The 14,022-nt window shown below is 54.8% G+C and carries 17 protein-coding genes; 9 read left to right on the forward strand and 8 right to left on the reverse strand.

From position 1 onward, the window contains the following. Positions 1 to 14: 14 nt before the first annotated feature. Genes ABSB80_RS02720 through ABSB80_RS02740 form a run of 5 tightly spaced genes read right to left on the reverse strand, consistent with a single transcriptional unit; the run spans position 15 to position 3,071 of the window. Entirely contained in the window at positions 15 to 896 is an 882-nt protein-coding gene (locus ABSB80_RS02720) for an alpha/beta hydrolase (protein ID WP_428367895.1), read from the reverse strand. 2 nt (positions 897 to 898) lie between these two features. Beyond that, the gene (locus tag ABSB80_RS02725) at positions 899 to 1,396 is read right to left on the reverse strand and encodes an NUDIX hydrolase (protein ID WP_428367897.1); all 498 of its coding nucleotides are present in this window, start codon (positions 1,394 to 1,396) and stop codon (positions 899 to 901) included. Further along, on the reverse strand, positions 1,397 to 2,062 hold the full coding sequence (queC, locus tag ABSB80_RS02730) for a 7-cyano-7-deazaguanine synthase QueC (RefSeq protein ID WP_428367899.1): 666 nt from the start codon (positions 2,060 to 2,062) through the stop codon (positions 1,397 to 1,399). Beyond that, positions 2,062 to 2,670 (reverse strand): 7-carboxy-7-deazaguanine synthase QueE, encoded by a 609-nt coding sequence (locus ABSB80_RS02735; protein ID WP_428367901.1) that lies wholly within the window; start codon positions 2,668 to 2,670, stop codon positions 2,062 to 2,064. Before ABSB80_RS02735 ends, queC begins: the two co-directional genes overlap by 1 nt. Then, a complete protein-coding gene (locus tag ABSB80_RS02740; protein WP_428367903.1) occupies positions 2,667 to 3,071 on the reverse strand; it encodes a 6-carboxytetrahydropterin synthase in 405 nt (134 codons plus the stop codon). The genes ABSB80_RS02735 and ABSB80_RS02740 overlap by 4 nt, the downstream gene beginning before the upstream one ends. A gap of 165 nt (positions 3,072 to 3,236) precedes the next feature. Between ABSB80_RS02740 and ABSB80_RS02745 the strand changes: the two genes are divergently transcribed. From ABSB80_RS02745 to ABSB80_RS02765, 5 genes are all read left to right on the forward strand, one after another. Next, positions 3,237 to 3,665, forward strand: coding sequence for a 30S ribosomal protein S12 (locus tag ABSB80_RS02745; protein ID WP_292349021.1), 429 nt, complete (start codon positions 3,237 to 3,239; stop codon positions 3,663 to 3,665). 5 nt (positions 3,666 to 3,670) lie between these two features. Then, positions 3,671 to 4,273: a 30S ribosomal protein S7 gene (locus ABSB80_RS02750; RefSeq protein WP_428367906.1), complete on the forward strand. Its 603-nt coding sequence runs from the start codon at positions 3,671 to 3,673 to the stop codon at positions 4,271 to 4,273. Between the two features lie 23 nt (positions 4,274 to 4,296). Beyond that, positions 4,297 to 6,492 (forward strand): elongation factor EF-2, encoded by a 2,196-nt coding sequence (locus tag ABSB80_RS02755; protein WP_428367908.1) that lies wholly within the window; start codon positions 4,297 to 4,299, stop codon positions 6,490 to 6,492. A gap of 521 nt (positions 6,493 to 7,013) precedes the next feature. Further along, entirely contained in the window at positions 7,014 to 9,215 is a 2,202-nt protein-coding gene (locus tag ABSB80_RS02760; protein ID WP_428367910.1) for a PAS domain S-box protein, read from the forward strand. Positions 9,216 to 9,922: 707 nt separating this feature from the next. Continuing rightward, positions 9,923 to 10,411 (forward strand): GTP-binding protein, encoded by a 489-nt coding sequence (locus tag ABSB80_RS02765; protein ID WP_428367912.1) that lies wholly within the window; start codon positions 9,923 to 9,925, stop codon positions 10,409 to 10,411. Positions 10,412 to 10,557: 146 nt separating this feature from the next. Here the strand turns inward: ABSB80_RS02765 and ABSB80_RS02770 are convergent, their stop codons facing one another. The 3 genes from ABSB80_RS02770 to ABSB80_RS02780 all read right to left on the reverse strand — a co-directional run bounded on the left by ABSB80_RS02770 (position 10,558) and on the right by ABSB80_RS02780 (position 11,536). Next, the gene (locus tag ABSB80_RS02770; protein ID WP_428367914.1) at positions 10,558 to 10,890 is read right to left on the reverse strand and encodes a HepT-like ribonuclease domain-containing protein; all 333 of its coding nucleotides are present in this window, start codon (positions 10,888 to 10,890) and stop codon (positions 10,558 to 10,560) included. Further along, a complete protein-coding gene (locus tag ABSB80_RS02775) occupies positions 10,887 to 11,177 on the reverse strand; it encodes a nucleotidyltransferase family protein (RefSeq protein ID WP_428367916.1) in 291 nt (96 codons plus the stop codon). The genes ABSB80_RS02770 and ABSB80_RS02775 overlap by 4 nt, the downstream gene beginning before the upstream one ends. 110 nt (positions 11,178 to 11,287) lie before the next feature. Continuing rightward, positions 11,288 to 11,536: a hypothetical protein gene (locus tag ABSB80_RS02780; RefSeq protein ID WP_428367918.1), complete on the reverse strand. Its 249-nt coding sequence runs from the start codon at positions 11,534 to 11,536 to the stop codon at positions 11,288 to 11,290. Between the two features lie 317 nt (positions 11,537 to 11,853). On the opposite strand from ABSB80_RS02780, the gene ABSB80_RS02785 reads away from it, so the two are divergent. The 4 genes from ABSB80_RS02785 to ABSB80_RS02800 all read left to right on the forward strand — a co-directional run bounded on the left by ABSB80_RS02785 (position 11,854) and on the right by ABSB80_RS02800 (position 13,871). After that, the gene (locus ABSB80_RS02785) at positions 11,854 to 12,108 is read left to right on the forward strand and encodes a helix-turn-helix domain-containing protein (RefSeq protein ID WP_428367920.1); all 255 of its coding nucleotides are present in this window, start codon (positions 11,854 to 11,856) and stop codon (positions 12,106 to 12,108) included. A 755-nt stretch (positions 12,109 to 12,863) separates the two neighbouring features. Further along, positions 12,864 to 13,022, forward strand: coding sequence for a hypothetical protein (locus ABSB80_RS02790; RefSeq protein WP_428367922.1), 159 nt, complete (start codon positions 12,864 to 12,866; stop codon positions 13,020 to 13,022). Between the two features lie 182 nt (positions 13,023 to 13,204). Continuing rightward, positions 13,205 to 13,684, forward strand: a complete 480-nt coding sequence (locus ABSB80_RS02795) for a PIN domain-containing protein (protein ID WP_428367924.1) — start codon at positions 13,205 to 13,207, stop codon at positions 13,682 to 13,684. Beyond that, complete coding sequence (locus tag ABSB80_RS02800) at positions 13,662 to 13,871, forward strand: hypothetical protein (protein WP_428367926.1); 210 nt, start codon at positions 13,662 to 13,664, stop codon at positions 13,869 to 13,871. The genes ABSB80_RS02795 and ABSB80_RS02800 overlap by 23 nt, the downstream gene beginning before the upstream one ends. Positions 13,872 to 14,022 lie beyond the last annotated feature (151 nt).

Genomic DNA, 14,022 nt, shown 5'->3' on the forward strand with positions numbered 1-14,022 from the left:
GTACCTATTCTCCCTCACGTGCCATAAATTTGCGCCAGTTGCGCTATGAGCCGCCGGTCGACATCCGGGTTGATCCCATGATCGCCGTTGAACTCAGTGAAGGTTTTGGGCTCGTCTGCCGTTGCGAAGAGGGCCTTGCCGGAGGTAAAGGGGATGAACGGGTCAGTCGCGTTATGGTACATCCAGACCGGGCGCGGGGAGATCCCGGGCAGGTAGGTGCCCGGCTCAAGCGACGTCGCAAACTTCAGGATATCGCCTGTGCCGCCCTGCGCGAGGACTGCGTCCCGGAGTCCCCAGTCCGCGGTCGAGATCCCCACGTACCCGGCAAATTCCGGGTCGACCCCGGCCGCAACTGCCGCGTACCGTCCGCCATTGCTCCCCCCGACGGCATAAACCGGGACGCCGAACCGGCTGGCAAGCACGGCGCGCAGGGACGAGATGTCACAGATGGTCTGGTAGTACTCGGGCCAGTCGCCGCTCTCGAACCGGGAATAGTCCGTCCGGGGGTCGAACGGGTAGCCTGCTGTCTCCCCGCCCCTGCCCCGGATTTCGACGAACATGAATGCATAGCCGGCAGCCGCATAGGTCACCATCCGTTCCGCATGACCCGAGATCTTCTCCCCGGCCCCGGGTATGTACTCCAGCACCGCCTTTGGCCGTTCCGGATAACTCAGGTATGTCACCACGTCACCCGTCTGGGTGTGCATGACGACCCGGGATTCAGTATAGGTACCGTTTGCGAAGAGCACGGTCTCGTTCGTCGTGACCGGTGCGCAGGTCACCGAGAGGACGCCGTTATTGTCCACGGAATACGAGGGTTTCGCGGGGGCGCTGGTGCACCCGGCGATAACTGCAGCAGCAATGAGAAAAACGGCAAGGATGAACGCGGTCCGCACGGTCAGCACCCCAGGCAGCGGCAGATCAGGCAGATGGTCTTCCCGTCGGTGATGGTGCCGTCGCGGACCATTCCCGCAAGGTCCCGGACCGGGACATCCACGACCTCGATCACCTCGTCCTCGTCCTTCTGGTATTCCTGCGAGGGCGAGAGGTCCCGGGCCTCGAACAGGAAGATCTTCTCGTCGGTGAACCCGGGTGTCGTATAGATGAACCCCTTCGGCGTGATCGTCTTCGCCGCAAGACCGGTCTCCTCGATCAGCTCCCGGCCCGCTGTTGTCGCGGGATCCTCGCCGGGCTCCATGGTGCCGGCCGGGGCTTCCCAGATGTACTGGTCGATGGCGTACCGGTACTGCTTCAGCAGCGTGCACCGCTCCCCGTTCAGGGGAAGGATTGCCACGGCATTGCCGGGGTGAACGATCACCTTCTCCCGCTCCGTGCCGGTCGGGAGCCGGATCGTGCGCTTCTCTATCCAGAGACGCCTGCCGCGGAAAATCTCCATTCAGACCTCGTATTCTATCGGGTCGCGTATGCCCGCTGTATCGAATGCTTCCCTGCGGAAGTGGCACGAGCCGCAGGTACCGCAGGCCTTCTCCTCGTTCCGGTAGCACGACCACGTGTGCTCGTACGGCACGCCGAGCCGGATCCCTTCCCGCAGGATATCGGTCTTGGTCATGTGGATGAACGGGGTGAAGAGGACGATCTCTGTCGTGTCCTTCGTCCCGAGCTCGATCACCCTCTGGAATGCTGCGATGAACGCCGGGCGGCAGTCGGGGTAGCCGCTGTAGTCGAGGGACTGGACCCCGATGAATATGGCCTCTGCCGCACGCGCCTCGGCAAAACTGGTTGCGATCGAGAGCAGGTTCGCGTTCCGGAACGGTACGTAGGTATTGGGCATGTGAACACGCTCCGGGTCAAACTCTTCGACGGCAATGTCCTTATCTGTCAGGCTGCTCGCCCCGAACTTCGTGAAATAATCGAGGTTGACCTCGACAAACGCCTCTGCGTCCAGCAGCCCGGCGATCTTCTTTGCGCTCTCGAGTTCCTTTCGTTCCGTCCGCTGCCCGTAATTGAAGTGAAGGGCCAGGATATCGTAGCCCCTCCTCTTTGCGACATACGCGAGCGTGGAGGAGTCCATTCCTCCTGACAATAAACACACCGCTTTCATCATTGTACCCCGATGATCTTATGCAACTGTACCTGGAACCGCACCGGCAGGTTATTGACGAGAATAAATTTCGTGATCGCCTTGTAATCCGTGCCGAAGACTGGAGAGAAGAAGATCTCCCCGGCGATCCGGTACGTGGCGATGACCTCCTGCGCATACCGGCAGTCCGCCTCGTCCTTCACCACGAACTTCACGCTGTCCTGCGGCCGCAGCGCCGCGAGCAGGGCGAGGTCGCTCTGCTCCCCGGAGGACGGGCATTTCACGTCCATGCAGACAGAGGCGTAGGGCTGGAGGCGGGAGAAGTCGATCGTCCCGTTGGTCTCGATATCGATGGCCGTCCCCCGCCTGCGGAGCGATGCGAGGAGCGGTTCCAGCTCGTCTGCCTGCAGGAGCGGTTCGCCGCCCGTGATACAGACATAGGGGGGATTCACCCGCCAGACCTGTTCGAGGATGGCGTCGGGTCCCATCTCCATGCCGCCGCTCCGGGCGTATCCCGTATCGCACCAGGTGCAGGCGAGGTTGCAGCCCGCGAGCCGGATGAAGAGGCAGGCCTTTCCCTGGTTCTTCCCTTCCCCCTGGAGGCTCCGGAAAATTTCTGCGATCTTCATTCGGTAAGCTCGGCGCAGGATGTCGGGGACTCCCAGACCCGGATCTTCGGTACCGTTGCCGGTATCTTCAGGTCCCGGCAGACCGCGTAGAGGTCATCGCGGATGATCGCTGCAATCAGTTCGCTCGTCGGATCGCCGGGCGTCGTTATGACGTGCTGGAACTTCTCCATGCAGGCCACCATGGGGTCGTCGCGGTTGAGGATTATCTGGTGATCGTATTTGCCGATGACCTTCTTGATCAGGCTGTAATCGATCAGGATCTGCGTGGCCGGGTCCGGCTCCCCCTCCATCCAGACCTCCACCTTCCAGCGGTGCCCGTGGAGGTTGGCGCACTTACCCTTGTAGTGGAGCAGGCGGTGGCTGGTATCGATCTGCACCTCTTTGTAGATCCCGGTTTTCATTGCTCATGATTGGGTTCCGGATGATATAATGTTATTATGCACAAGGGACAATAGTATAAGACAGGCAGGTGGGATGCCACAATTTATAAATCGATCACCCGCGTTAGTACATATCCCAGTGTGGGTTATCGATAACCACAAAAACAACTTTCATGAGGCTATTTAATGGGACAGGGTAAATTTGCAGCCAGAAAACTGGTTCGGGACTCAAATAAGTTCCGGTGGGCGGACAAGAACTACGCCCGCCGCGAACTCAACCTCGATGTGAAGTCGGACCCTCTCGAGGGTGCGCCACAGGCGAGAGGTATCGTGCTGGAGAAGATCGGTGTCGAAGCCAAGCAGCCGAACTCCGCGATCCGGAAGTGCGTGCGCGTCCAGCTGATCAAGAACGGGCGGCAGGTCAGCGCTTTTGCCGTCGGCGACGGTGCGATCAACTTCATTGACGAACACGACGAAGTCGAGATCGAGGGCATCGGCGGCCGTCTCGGGCGTTCCATGGGGGATATCCCCGGCGTGCGCTACGTGGTCACCAAGGTGAACAACGTCTGCCTCCACGAGATGGTCATCGGCAGGAAGGAGAAACCGCGCAGGTGATCGTGATGGCAGAAACCGAAGGAAAGACCGAAGGAAAGACAGCAGGCACAAAACTCCTGTTCAACAAGTGGGACGCCTCCGAAGTCAAGGTCACCGACCCCGGCCTCATGCGCTACGTCACCCTCACCTCCATGATCATCCCCCATACCTGCGGCAAGTTCTCCCGCCAGGAGTTCGGCAAGTCCAACATGATGATCGTCGAGCGGCTGATCAACCGCCTGATGCAGACCGAGAATAATACCGGGAAGAAACAGCTGGCCATCCGGATCGTGCGGGATGCATTCGAGATCATCAACAGGAAGACCAAGCGCAACCCCATCGAGGTGCTGGTCGAGGCGATCGCCAACTCGGGTCCCAGGGAAGAGACGGTCCGCCTCAAGTACGGTGGCATCAACGTCCCGAAATCGGTCGACACCGCACCCATGCGGAGGGTCGACACGGCAATCCACTTCATTGCCGAGGCAACCCTGAAGGGATCCAGCTCCGGCAAGAAGAGCGCCAGTGCGGTTCTCGCCGACGAACTGATCGCCGCCTCCAAGGGCGACATGAAGTGCTACTCGGTAGGGAAAAAGGAAGAACGCGAGCGGATCGCAAAATCTGCCCGTTAATTATCTTTTTTGAGGTTATTTTCATGGTCCGCGGCAAAAAATCAGTCGAGCGCGTAACTGAGCTCATGAAGGAACCGAAACATATTCGGAACATCGGTATCGTGGCACACATCGACCACGGCAAGACGACCCTCTCCGACAACCTGCTCGCCGGCGCCGGCATCATCTCGGAAGAACTTGCCGGCAAGCAGCTCTTCATGGACTCGGACGAGGAGGAGCAGGCCCGGGGTATCACCATCGACGCGTCCAACGTCTCGATGGTCCACGAGTATGAAGGCCAGGACTACCTGATCAACATGATCGATACGCCGGGCCACGTCGACTTCGGCGGCGACGTCACGCGTGCCATGCGTGCCGTTGACGGGGCCGTTGTTCTCGTCGATGCGGTCGAGGGCACGATGCCCCAGACCGAGACCGTGCTCCGGCAGGCCTTAAAGGAGCAGGTCCGCCCCATCCTCTTCATCAACAAGGTCGACCGTCTTATCAACGAGCTGAAAGTCGACGAGATGGAGATGCAGATCCGGCTCGGCAAAGTGATCGACAAGGTCAACAAGCTGATCAAGGGGATGAACGAGGAAGCCTACAATAACGGCTGGAAACTTGACGCCGGAAAAGGCACGGTCGCCTTCGGCTCCGCGCTCTACAACTGGGCAGTCTCTGCGCCGTTCATGAAGAAGAGCGGCATCTCGTTCAAGGATGTGTACAACAAGTGCCGCGAAGGGGACATGAAGTATCTTGCCAAGCACAGCCCGCTCTCCGATGTCCTGCTCGATATCGTCGTAAACCAGCTCCCCAACCCCCTCGATGCACAGAAACGCCGTATCCCGGTCATCTGGCACGGGGACAAGGAGTCCAGGGAAGGCAGGGCCATGATCACCTGCGACCCGGATGGTCCGGTCGCCCTGATGGTCACCGACATCTCGTTCGACCCCCATGCCGGGGAAGTCGCCACCGGGCGTCTTTTTTCAGGAAAGCTGAAGCGGGGCGACGGGCTCTATATCATGGGCTCGGCCAAGAAGGAGAACCGTCTCCAGCAGGTCGGCATCTTCATGGGCCCCAAGCGTGTCGAGGTCGAGGAGATTGTCGGCGGGAACATCGCCGCTGTCACCGGTCTCCGGGATGCGATTGTAGGGTCTACGGTTACCAACCTCATGGAAATGACGCCGTTCGAGTCGCTCAAGCACTACAGTGAGCCGGTCATGACGGTTGCCGTCGAGGCGAAGAACATGAAGGACCTGCCGAAACTCGTCGAGGTGCTCCGGCAGGTGGCCAAGGAAGACCCGACCCTCGGTATCGCCATCAACGAAGAGACCGGCGAGCACCTGATCTCCGGTATGGGCGAACTGCACCTCGAGATCGTCACCGGCCGTATCAAGCGCGACAAGGGTGTCGAGATCGTCACCTCCGAGCCGATCGTGGTGTACCGTGAGACCGTGACCGGCAAGGTCGAGTCGGTCGAAGGCAAGTCCCCGAACCGCCACAACCGCTTCTACTTTGACCTCGAACCCCTTCCCGATGCGATCGTGGACCTGATCAAGAAAGGCGAAGTCTCGATGAACCAGCAGGCCATCGAACGCCGGGACATCCTCATGAAAGCCGGCATGGACAAGGACGAGGCCAAGAACGTCAAGGACATCAAGGGCACCAACATGCTCTTCGACATGACCAAGGGTGTCCAGTACCTCAACGAGACCATGGAACTGATCATCGAGGGTATCCACGAGGCACTCGCCGGCGGCCCGCTCGCGGACGAGCCCGTCCAGAACCTCAAGATGCGCCTCGTCGATGTCAAGCTCCACGAGGACGCGATCCACCGCGGCCCGGCTCAGGTCATCCCCGCGGTCCGCGGCGCCATCAAGGGCGGCCTGCTGCTCGCCGGCGATTCGCTTCTCGAGCCGGTCCAGAAGATCCAGATCACGGTCCCGATGGACCAGATGGGTGCCGCAACCTCCCAGATCCAGGGGCGGCGCGGCCAGGTCTTCGACATGGCGAGCGAGGGCGACACGATCACGGTCGTCGGCAAGGCCCCGGTGGCCGAGCTCTTCGGGTTTGCCGGTGACATCCGGTCCGCAACCGAAGGGCGTGCCATGTGGAACACCGAGTTCTCGGGCTTCGAGCTCGTGCCCAACAACATGGTCAAGGACGTCGTGGTCAGCATCCGCAAGCGCAAGGGCTTAAAAGAGCAGATGCCCACGCCGAACGACTACCTCGCGGTATAATTTTCCAGTCCCGGAACCAGAACACCAATACCCAAGTTCCTTTTTTCGACCTCGTAGAATCCGGCATTAACCGGTCGGGTTACACCGGAATTATAAAAATTATAAGAGTACATTCTACCATCCAAACGATGCCACCCCCGCACCAGGGCCTCTCCGAGCCAATTGATATGGTTCTGATGCGTTGGCGATTGGTGATCGATACTTTCATCCCGACAAATAAAAGGCTAATGAGAAGATTATTTGTTTGTGCTTTTATCTTTCTGATATCCATTTGGATAAAAAATATGAATTATTCCATTGTCCTGGAAAAATGGCCCGCCGGGGTAATTTGCCGATAGTATCATTAAAAATTGTATGATCTGGGGCCGGGGTTCAGTTGCGTCTGCAGTTGGTTTGAAAATTTTAACGAGGTGAAATATTTGTTATCAACCGTAATGCAATATCACCTGAAAAACGCAGGTATTAATTCCTTTAAAACTCCCAAGTTATATTAAAAGGATCAGGTGTCAGGCGTTTTTTTCATGATTTCGGTGCTCTATGTCGATGATGAAATCGCCCTCCTTGAAATTTGCAAACTTTATCTTGAACAGACCGGTAATTTTTCTGTAAATACCGAATGCTCACCACGACAAGCACTGGACACTATGAGGGATGGCGGGTATGATGCGATCGTCTCCGATTACCAGATGCCGGAGATGGACGGGATCGAATTTTTAAAGACGGTCAGGGGGTTGGGAAATTCTATCCCATTCATCATCTTCACGGGAAGAGGGCGGGAAGAGATTGCGATCGCCGCATTCGAGAACGGGGCGGATTTCTATCTCCAGAAGGGCGGTGATCCAGTTGCCCAGTTCGCTGAACTCTCCCACAAAATCCGGAAATCCGTGGAACAACGTGAGGCAGAACGGGCGTTGAAAGAGAGCGAGGAGCGGTACTTGTCGCTCTTTGAGCGCTCTCTCGACTGCATTTATATCCATGATCTCGAAGGTAATTTCATTGATGCGAATCCCGCTGCCCTTGCCTTGCTGGGTTACACCAGGGATGATATCTCCCACCTCTCATTCACATCCCTGATTAGCGGTGAACAGCTTTTAAAAGCCAAAGAAATAACCAGAACCTTTATTGAAGGCGGCTCTCACCCGGATCTTGTGGAATACCGGTTACAGAAAAAAAATGGGGAATTCGTGGACGTCGAGACGAAAGGATCTCTCATGCTCCACGGCGAAAAACCCTACGCAATCTTAGGGATTGCACGTGACATCACCAAACATAAGCGGGCGGCAGAGGCGCTTTTGGGACGGGAGATCCAGCTAACCAATGCGATGAATCTCGCAAACCTTGTGAACTGGGAGTATGATATCGATTCCAGAATGTTTACATTCGATGACCGGTTCTACGAGCTGTACGGCACTTCGGCCGAAAGGGAAGGAGGCACCCTCATGCCTGCAGATATTTATTTTCGGGAATTCGTCCACCCGGACGATTTACCGACTGTTCTTAATGTGGTACGTGCAGTACAGGAAACGATTGATTCCCATCATACCGTACAGCTGGAGCATCGCATCATCCGCCGGGATGGCGAAGTGCGCGACATCGTTGTCCGTTTGACAGGAATCGTGAATAACGAGGGGAGGATTGTCCGGCACTTTGGAGCAAACCAGGACATTACTGACCGGAAGCGGGCCGAAGATGCGCTCCGGGAAAGCGAAGAGAAATACCGGGCGTTCTTCACCACATCTTTTGATTGCGTGTTCATCACGTCGATTGACGGGAGATGGTTAGACTTCAACGATTCAGCCGTCCATTTCTTCGGCTATGCAGGCAGGGATGAACTGCAGAAAGTCAATGTCAGGGACCTGTATGAGAATTCACGTGACCGGAAACGCCACCTTGCCTATATCAAAGAGAAGGGATATTCAAAAGAGTACCCGGTGAATCTGAAGAAGAAAGATGGTACTATAATCAACACGCTCATAACGACCGTCCCGCAAAAAGACCGGGATGGCGCAATCATCGGTTTCCAGGGGACGATCCGGGACATCACTGACCAAAAACAGACCCAGGAAGCATTGTTCCAGACAAATAAGAAACTCACACTCCTCTCCGGCATCACCCGGCACGATATCCGGAACCGGGTTCTTGCACTCCGGAGCGCCCTCGATCTCATCGACACGAACCATCTGGATCAGGAGACGCGAAAATTGATCGGCATCGCCGGAAAAGCCGCAGATACAATCAACGGCCAGATCGAATTTACGAAGGGGTACGAGCATCTCGGGATAAAAGAGCCCCGGTGGCAGAACGTCAGCGAGCTCTTCCGGCATGCGACGCTCCAGTTCCTGATGTTCGATATTTCCCTTGATATGCCGACGGATGAGTACGAAATATTTGCCGATCCGCTCATCGAGAAAGTATTCTACAACCTTCTCGACAATGCACTCCGGCATGGCGGCGATGTGACCCGTGTCAGCCTCTCCTATCATAAGACGGACGACGGTCTCAGGATTTTTATGCGGGATAACGGCCGGGGTGTACCAGATGAAGATAAACTGCTCATCTTCGAACAAAACTTTGGCAAGAATACCGGCTTGGGGCTCTTCCTCTCCCGGGAGATCCTCTCGATAACCGGGATTACGATTGAGGAAACAGGTACATTCGGGAACGGGGCGCGGTTCGAGATCACCGTACCGAAAGGTGCGTACCGGCCCGTAGTTCGGCCCTAAGCCAGCTCAAAAAGAGCGATGAGGGTCTTGTGCGTTATCGTGGATTCAATCTTAAAAACAGGAAATTAGTTGCTAAATAGTTCGGAGAATTGATGAAGCAATTGTGAATTTTTTTTATGGAAAAATATCAAGTCTCGAAGACGCATTAAAGACGCACCAGAACCATTGATACAAAGTCTCTTTAATTCTGATTAAAAAACGTCCTAGTGGATAATCCTCTAGGACAGCCAAGAATATTATCTGCCATCCGACTTTAATGATTGAATTTATTGATTAAAAAAACCGGAAAAGCAGCGGAGTATAAAAGATTGAATTTCCGTCATCCGGATGAACCTCTTCGAAATCGGAGAGGTTTCTCAAAACCTCGACGAAGTCGAAGATTTACTTCGTAAATCTTCTCGTCCTCGAATCTCGCTCCGCTCAATTCTTCGGATGGAGAAGTGAGGCAAAAAGCCGAACTTCGTTTTTCTGGTGAACCTCTTCGGAATTCGAAGAACCCGGGTGGGTTCTTCTCCTCCTCGAACTGCACTTCGTGCAGTTCTTCGGAAATCGAAGAAGTCCGCAAGGACTTCGAGATGGAGAATCGGAGAGGTCTTCAGACCTCGACGAAGAGAAGTGAGGCTGAAAGCCGAATTTCGAAGGGAGGCAGAAGCCGACCTTCGGAAACCACAACCATCAACACTTTGCCCGGCCCATTTTTTATCCGGATGGCAAACGGCAGCAGGCTCAAGATCGTCATTTTCGGTGCCTTCGGTGCGGGCAAGACTACCCTGATCAGGACCCTCGATCCCGAATCAACGCATATCGAGGCGAACTGTGCCGGAGGGACAACGACCGTTGCACTGGATTTCGGGCGGGTTCTGGAGGACGGGCTCCATATCCATATTTACGGTACACCCGGGCAGGAGCGGTTCGGGTTCGCCCGCGAGATCATAGCAAAAGGAATGGACGGGGCGGTCCTGCTCGTGGATGTTACGTCCCCGCTGGACGATTTCACCCGGCATCTCTACGATACCCTGTCTGCCGCACAGGTGCCCTCCGTCGTCTTCCTGAACAAGTGCGGCTGCGAGGGAGCACATCCGGAAGCTTTTGCGGCCTGTTTCGGTACAACTCCCGTCCGGGCCGTTTCCGCCCGGGACAGGAAGGCGTGCCTCGACGCCCTCTCGCGGTTTGCCGGGACGCTGGCGACCGGGTGACCGGGCGGGGGGATGGGATTTATGACGCCGTTCCCGGGAAATGGCGGGGAGGAAGATTGTGTGGTGATCTTTGACGGAGAAGGAGGCGAAGGGAAGAACGATTTTACCAGTCCCTCCGGATCGAGTGAACCGGTATTTTACCGGTATTACTGCCGTTCCAGGATCCGGTTTATCTCTGACTTTAACGTTGGAAGATCCTTGTGTGCCGTATTCCAGACTTCGTCCAGATCGATGCCGAAATACTGGTGGACGAGAAGATGGCGCATGGCAATGATATCTTTCCATGGAATTTTCGGGTTTTGTTTCTGGAATTCCGGAGAGATGCCGTTTGCTGCTTCCCCTATTACCTGGATATGGTAAAGGACCCATACCTGAAGCAGGTCGGATTCGATGAACTCCTTTTTTCCCAAAGGAAGCTTTTCCGAAATACGCTGGATTGCCTCTACAATATCAAGAAGCCGGTCCCGGTCAGTTCTCATAGAGGTACGGCTTCCTGTATCACTGAATGACGGATGTGTTCTTTGAGTCCATTGACCGATGCAACATCTACATCGCACCCGAGAAGATCGGAGAGTTCCCTCTGGAATGCTGCATGGGTTATGAGTGACGTGCCGGAAGGAAACTCCACAAGGAAATCGATATCGCTTCCCTCGCGGGTTTCGTGCCGTGCAACGGAGCCGAAGATGCGGATATTTTTTATCCCGAACCGGCCTGCAAGTACGAAGATCTCATCGCGTTTTGCTCTGATCAGTTCGTGGAGATCCATGACCGGTTCCTGTTACCAGATAGGTATACCGTGAGGATTATTAATGCATTGACCAGTAGTGTTTTCTCCTGTATTTTGTCTGGTCATCTCCGTGAACAATCTGCCGATAATTATCTGTTCTGGCTATCGATCCCCGGCAGAATGTTCCGGGCCGCGTCACATCCCTGCACAGGACTGCGCCGGTCTTTTTTCCGGTCCGTACAGCCGGCTCCAGTGCTCGCACACCTGCTCCCGAAGAATCCCGTGAAATATTCCCGGACCCGGTGGCGTTCCCGCTCGTTTAGCCCGCGGAGTTCCGGGCCGGAGAGCCCCATGATGAATGACGCCACATCTTCTCGGCACCCGAGTATGCGGATCACCGGCCCGTCTCCTGCCGCGATGTAGTACCGGGGAGGTAAAAACAGGTCTCCTTCGCTGGCACCGGGCGGGCGCGGGAGTATTGTGCTGCCATCATCCCGTATGCCGGTGACTGGTGAGATTTTCCCGGAACGATCACGTTCAGACCAAGCGTCTATAGCCGGGGGTGTCCGATCGGGATTTTCTTTTGGGTCCGGGGTTTGACGAAATTGGTTCACCAGGCACCAATGTTTCTGTTGGCGGGCGGGGAGGATAAATTTGTCGACTATAGTCTGCGATAGAAATTACCCTCTTTTCAACCGAATCTCAATCAGTGAAAATGCACGAGGAAGAAATTTTTGGCAAGATGCTGCAGGAAGAGCGGAAAGCCAAAAAAATTTCCCAGGAGAAACTTGCAAAACTCGCCGGCCTCGACCGGACCTTCATCAGCCTCATCGAGAACGGAAAACGGAGCCCGACATTTTCTACTATTTTGAAGATTTGTTCAGCTCTCGGGATCGCTCCTTCTGAACTATTCTCGATTTACGAGAAGAAGGATCCGGATTACAGGGCGAAAAAAAGTGGGAAACGTTAGAGGTTTTGACGCTTAATGGGGGCTGGCGCAGTCGAAGAGTTCTGACGAACTCTACTCATCTTCAAGGTCCGATGACCTTTCAGAAGTCCAAGATTTTCTGAAGAAAATCTTCTCCAATTAATCCTCGCTGTGTGACGAAGGAACACGAGAAGAGAGCCATTAGGCTCTCTTCGCTGATGCGACGATCAATTCCCAGCCGCGTGGGCTTATCCCGGATTGTTTCCAGTGATTTTAAGTAATGTTAAAAAAGCCAATCCGGGCTTGTATCGGGCTTCTTTTCCATTTTTCCGGATTTCGCCGACCGGCCTGTTTCGGCCCTTTTTTGGGAAGGTTTTTCTGGAAATGCTGATATTGCCCCGGATTACCAGACCGGGCTTTTTGCGAGGGATAAAACCGGCCTGTGTAGATCTGTTTGGTTAGAGGATAGGTCAGGGAGACGGGATTTAGGACGTGGGAGGCGAGGTGAAGGAATCACTAAGATGGGGTTTTGGGGGATCAGCCATCGGCGGATTTATGCTCCAGGTGTTCAATTGGAGATACATATTTTTCACGCATATTGCCGGTCATCAGGGACACCATCCACGCTTCGTGTCGGGGCCGGGAAGCGCCAGACCGATCCACCACCCCGCTCTTCACCATCGCAATATGGATTTGATTTGCATTTTTTTTACAAAACCTACTGTCCTTAGCCCAAGCCATTCACTTTCGCCCTCCCCCTGCCTGAGCCATATCCCATTCTCCACCTATTCCCTCATATGAAAAAACCAATCCGCAACTGGTGCATGGAAACAGAACGGGTCAGGCTGGCACGGGAAAAAGATCCAACCGTCGGGCTTGTTCCCTGTCTGGAAAAGGACTGCCCGCGATATAAGCCGGAATACCCGTACTGCATTCTGATGATGAAAATCGGGTGAACGTTCGGGTATGACTGGAGAAATCTTTCCCTGCTGGCTGGACAGGGAAAGAAGAGAAGATCGGGATACCGGCCCTGTTCCCTGCACCTCTTACAAAAATTATCTCCGGTACCTTACTTTCACCCCGCCAACCGGGCTCCTTATCCTTACGCATCCCGATTCTCTGGATATAAAGAAGAGGAATGGTAAATCAGGAGGTTTATGTGAAAGTCTATCTCGATGTATGCTGCCTGTGCCGGCCATTTGATGACCAGAAGATGAACCGCATACATCTTGAATCAGAAGCAGTCAAGGAGATCCTGGTGCGATGCACTCAGGACTGGACGCTGGTTACCAGCGATGCTGTCAGTTTTGAAATTTCACGCATGGCTGACAAAACGCGGATGAAAAAAGCGCAGAACCTCATGGATCTGGCAAAAGAACATGTTGTGGTTACAAAACCCGTTTCCCGGCGATATCATGAAATTGTGGCGCTTGGTATCGACCCGGCGGATGCATTGCACCTTGCATGTGCAGAATCTGCCGGCTCAGTTCTGCTGACGACAGATGATGCGATCATCAACATTATTAAGAGGCACGCTCATCAGATAACTATTGAAGTCAGAAATCCCGTTGAATGGCTCATGGAGGTGAATGAACATGGAAGCAAAGACACTGAATGAAATCCACAAACAGGGTATCGAGGCACTCGTGAAAGTACTTGGGCCGGTCGATGCGGTCCGGTTCCTCCAAATGTATGATCAGGGAAGCGGAGATTACACCAAAGAACGAAAAGAATGGCTTGAAAAAGATCCCGACAAATATCTTGCGGCTGTCATCGCTCACGGGAAGAAAAAGACCCGGGCGTAATTTTTTTACAAATTTTTTTACCTGAAATAAATCGGGGCTGGTTCACGCTGGCTGTAGGACGGAGTATCTGCCGTTCGGGATGAAGGGCAGATTTGAGAAGGATTCTAAAAATCCTTCGAGCCCCGATGTTCGTCAAATCCCGGAACCCGGG

Source organism: Methanoregula sp., assembly GCF_050010295.1.
Taxonomy (GTDB): domain Archaea; phylum Halobacteriota; class Methanomicrobia; order Methanomicrobiales; family Methanospirillaceae; genus Methanoregula.

Coding starts and splice junctions, on each gene's coding strand:
- ABSB80_RS02725 (WP_428367897.1), bottom strand. CDS start 1,396: ATGGAGATTTTCCGCGGCAGGCGTCTCTGGATAGAGAAGCGCACGATC.
- queC (WP_428367899.1), bottom strand. CDS start 2,062: ATGAAAGCGGTGTGTTTATTGTCAGGAGGAATGGACTCCTCCACGCTC.
- ABSB80_RS02735 (WP_428367901.1), bottom strand. CDS start 2,670: ATGAAGATCGCAGAAATTTTCCGGAGCCTCCAGGGGGAAGGGAAGAAC.
- ABSB80_RS02740 (WP_428367903.1), bottom strand. CDS start 3,071: ATGAAAACCGGGATCTACAAAGAGGTGCAGATCGATACCAGCCACCGC.
- ABSB80_RS02745 (WP_292349021.1), top strand. CDS start 3,237: ATGGGACAGGGTAAATTTGCAGCCAGAAAACTGGTTCGGGACTCAAAT.
- ABSB80_RS02750 (WP_428367906.1), top strand. CDS start 3,671: ATGGCAGAAACCGAAGGAAAGACCGAAGGAAAGACAGCAGGCACAAAA.
- ABSB80_RS02755 (WP_428367908.1), top strand. CDS start 4,297: ATGGTCCGCGGCAAAAAATCAGTCGAGCGCGTAACTGAGCTCATGAAG.
- ABSB80_RS02760 (WP_428367910.1), top strand. CDS start 7,014: ATGATTTCGGTGCTCTATGTCGATGATGAAATCGCCCTCCTTGAAATT.
- ABSB80_RS02765 (WP_428367912.1), top strand. CDS start 9,923: ATGGCAAACGGCAGCAGGCTCAAGATCGTCATTTTCGGTGCCTTCGGT.
- ABSB80_RS02770 (WP_428367914.1), bottom strand. CDS start 10,890: ATGAGAACTGACCGGGACCGGCTTCTTGATATTGTAGAGGCAATCCAG.
- ABSB80_RS02775 (WP_428367916.1), bottom strand. CDS start 11,177: ATGGATCTCCACGAACTGATCAGAGCAAAACGCGATGAGATCTTCGTA.
- ABSB80_RS02785 (WP_428367920.1), top strand. CDS start 11,854: ATGCACGAGGAAGAAATTTTTGGCAAGATGCTGCAGGAAGAGCGGAAA.
- ABSB80_RS02790 (WP_428367922.1), top strand. CDS start 12,864: ATGAAAAAACCAATCCGCAACTGGTGCATGGAAACAGAACGGGTCAGG.
- ABSB80_RS02795 (WP_428367924.1), top strand. CDS start 13,205: ATGGTAAATCAGGAGGTTTATGTGAAAGTCTATCTCGATGTATGCTGC.
- ABSB80_RS02800 (WP_428367926.1), top strand. CDS start 13,662: ATGGAAGCAAAGACACTGAATGAAATCCACAAACAGGGTATCGAGGCA.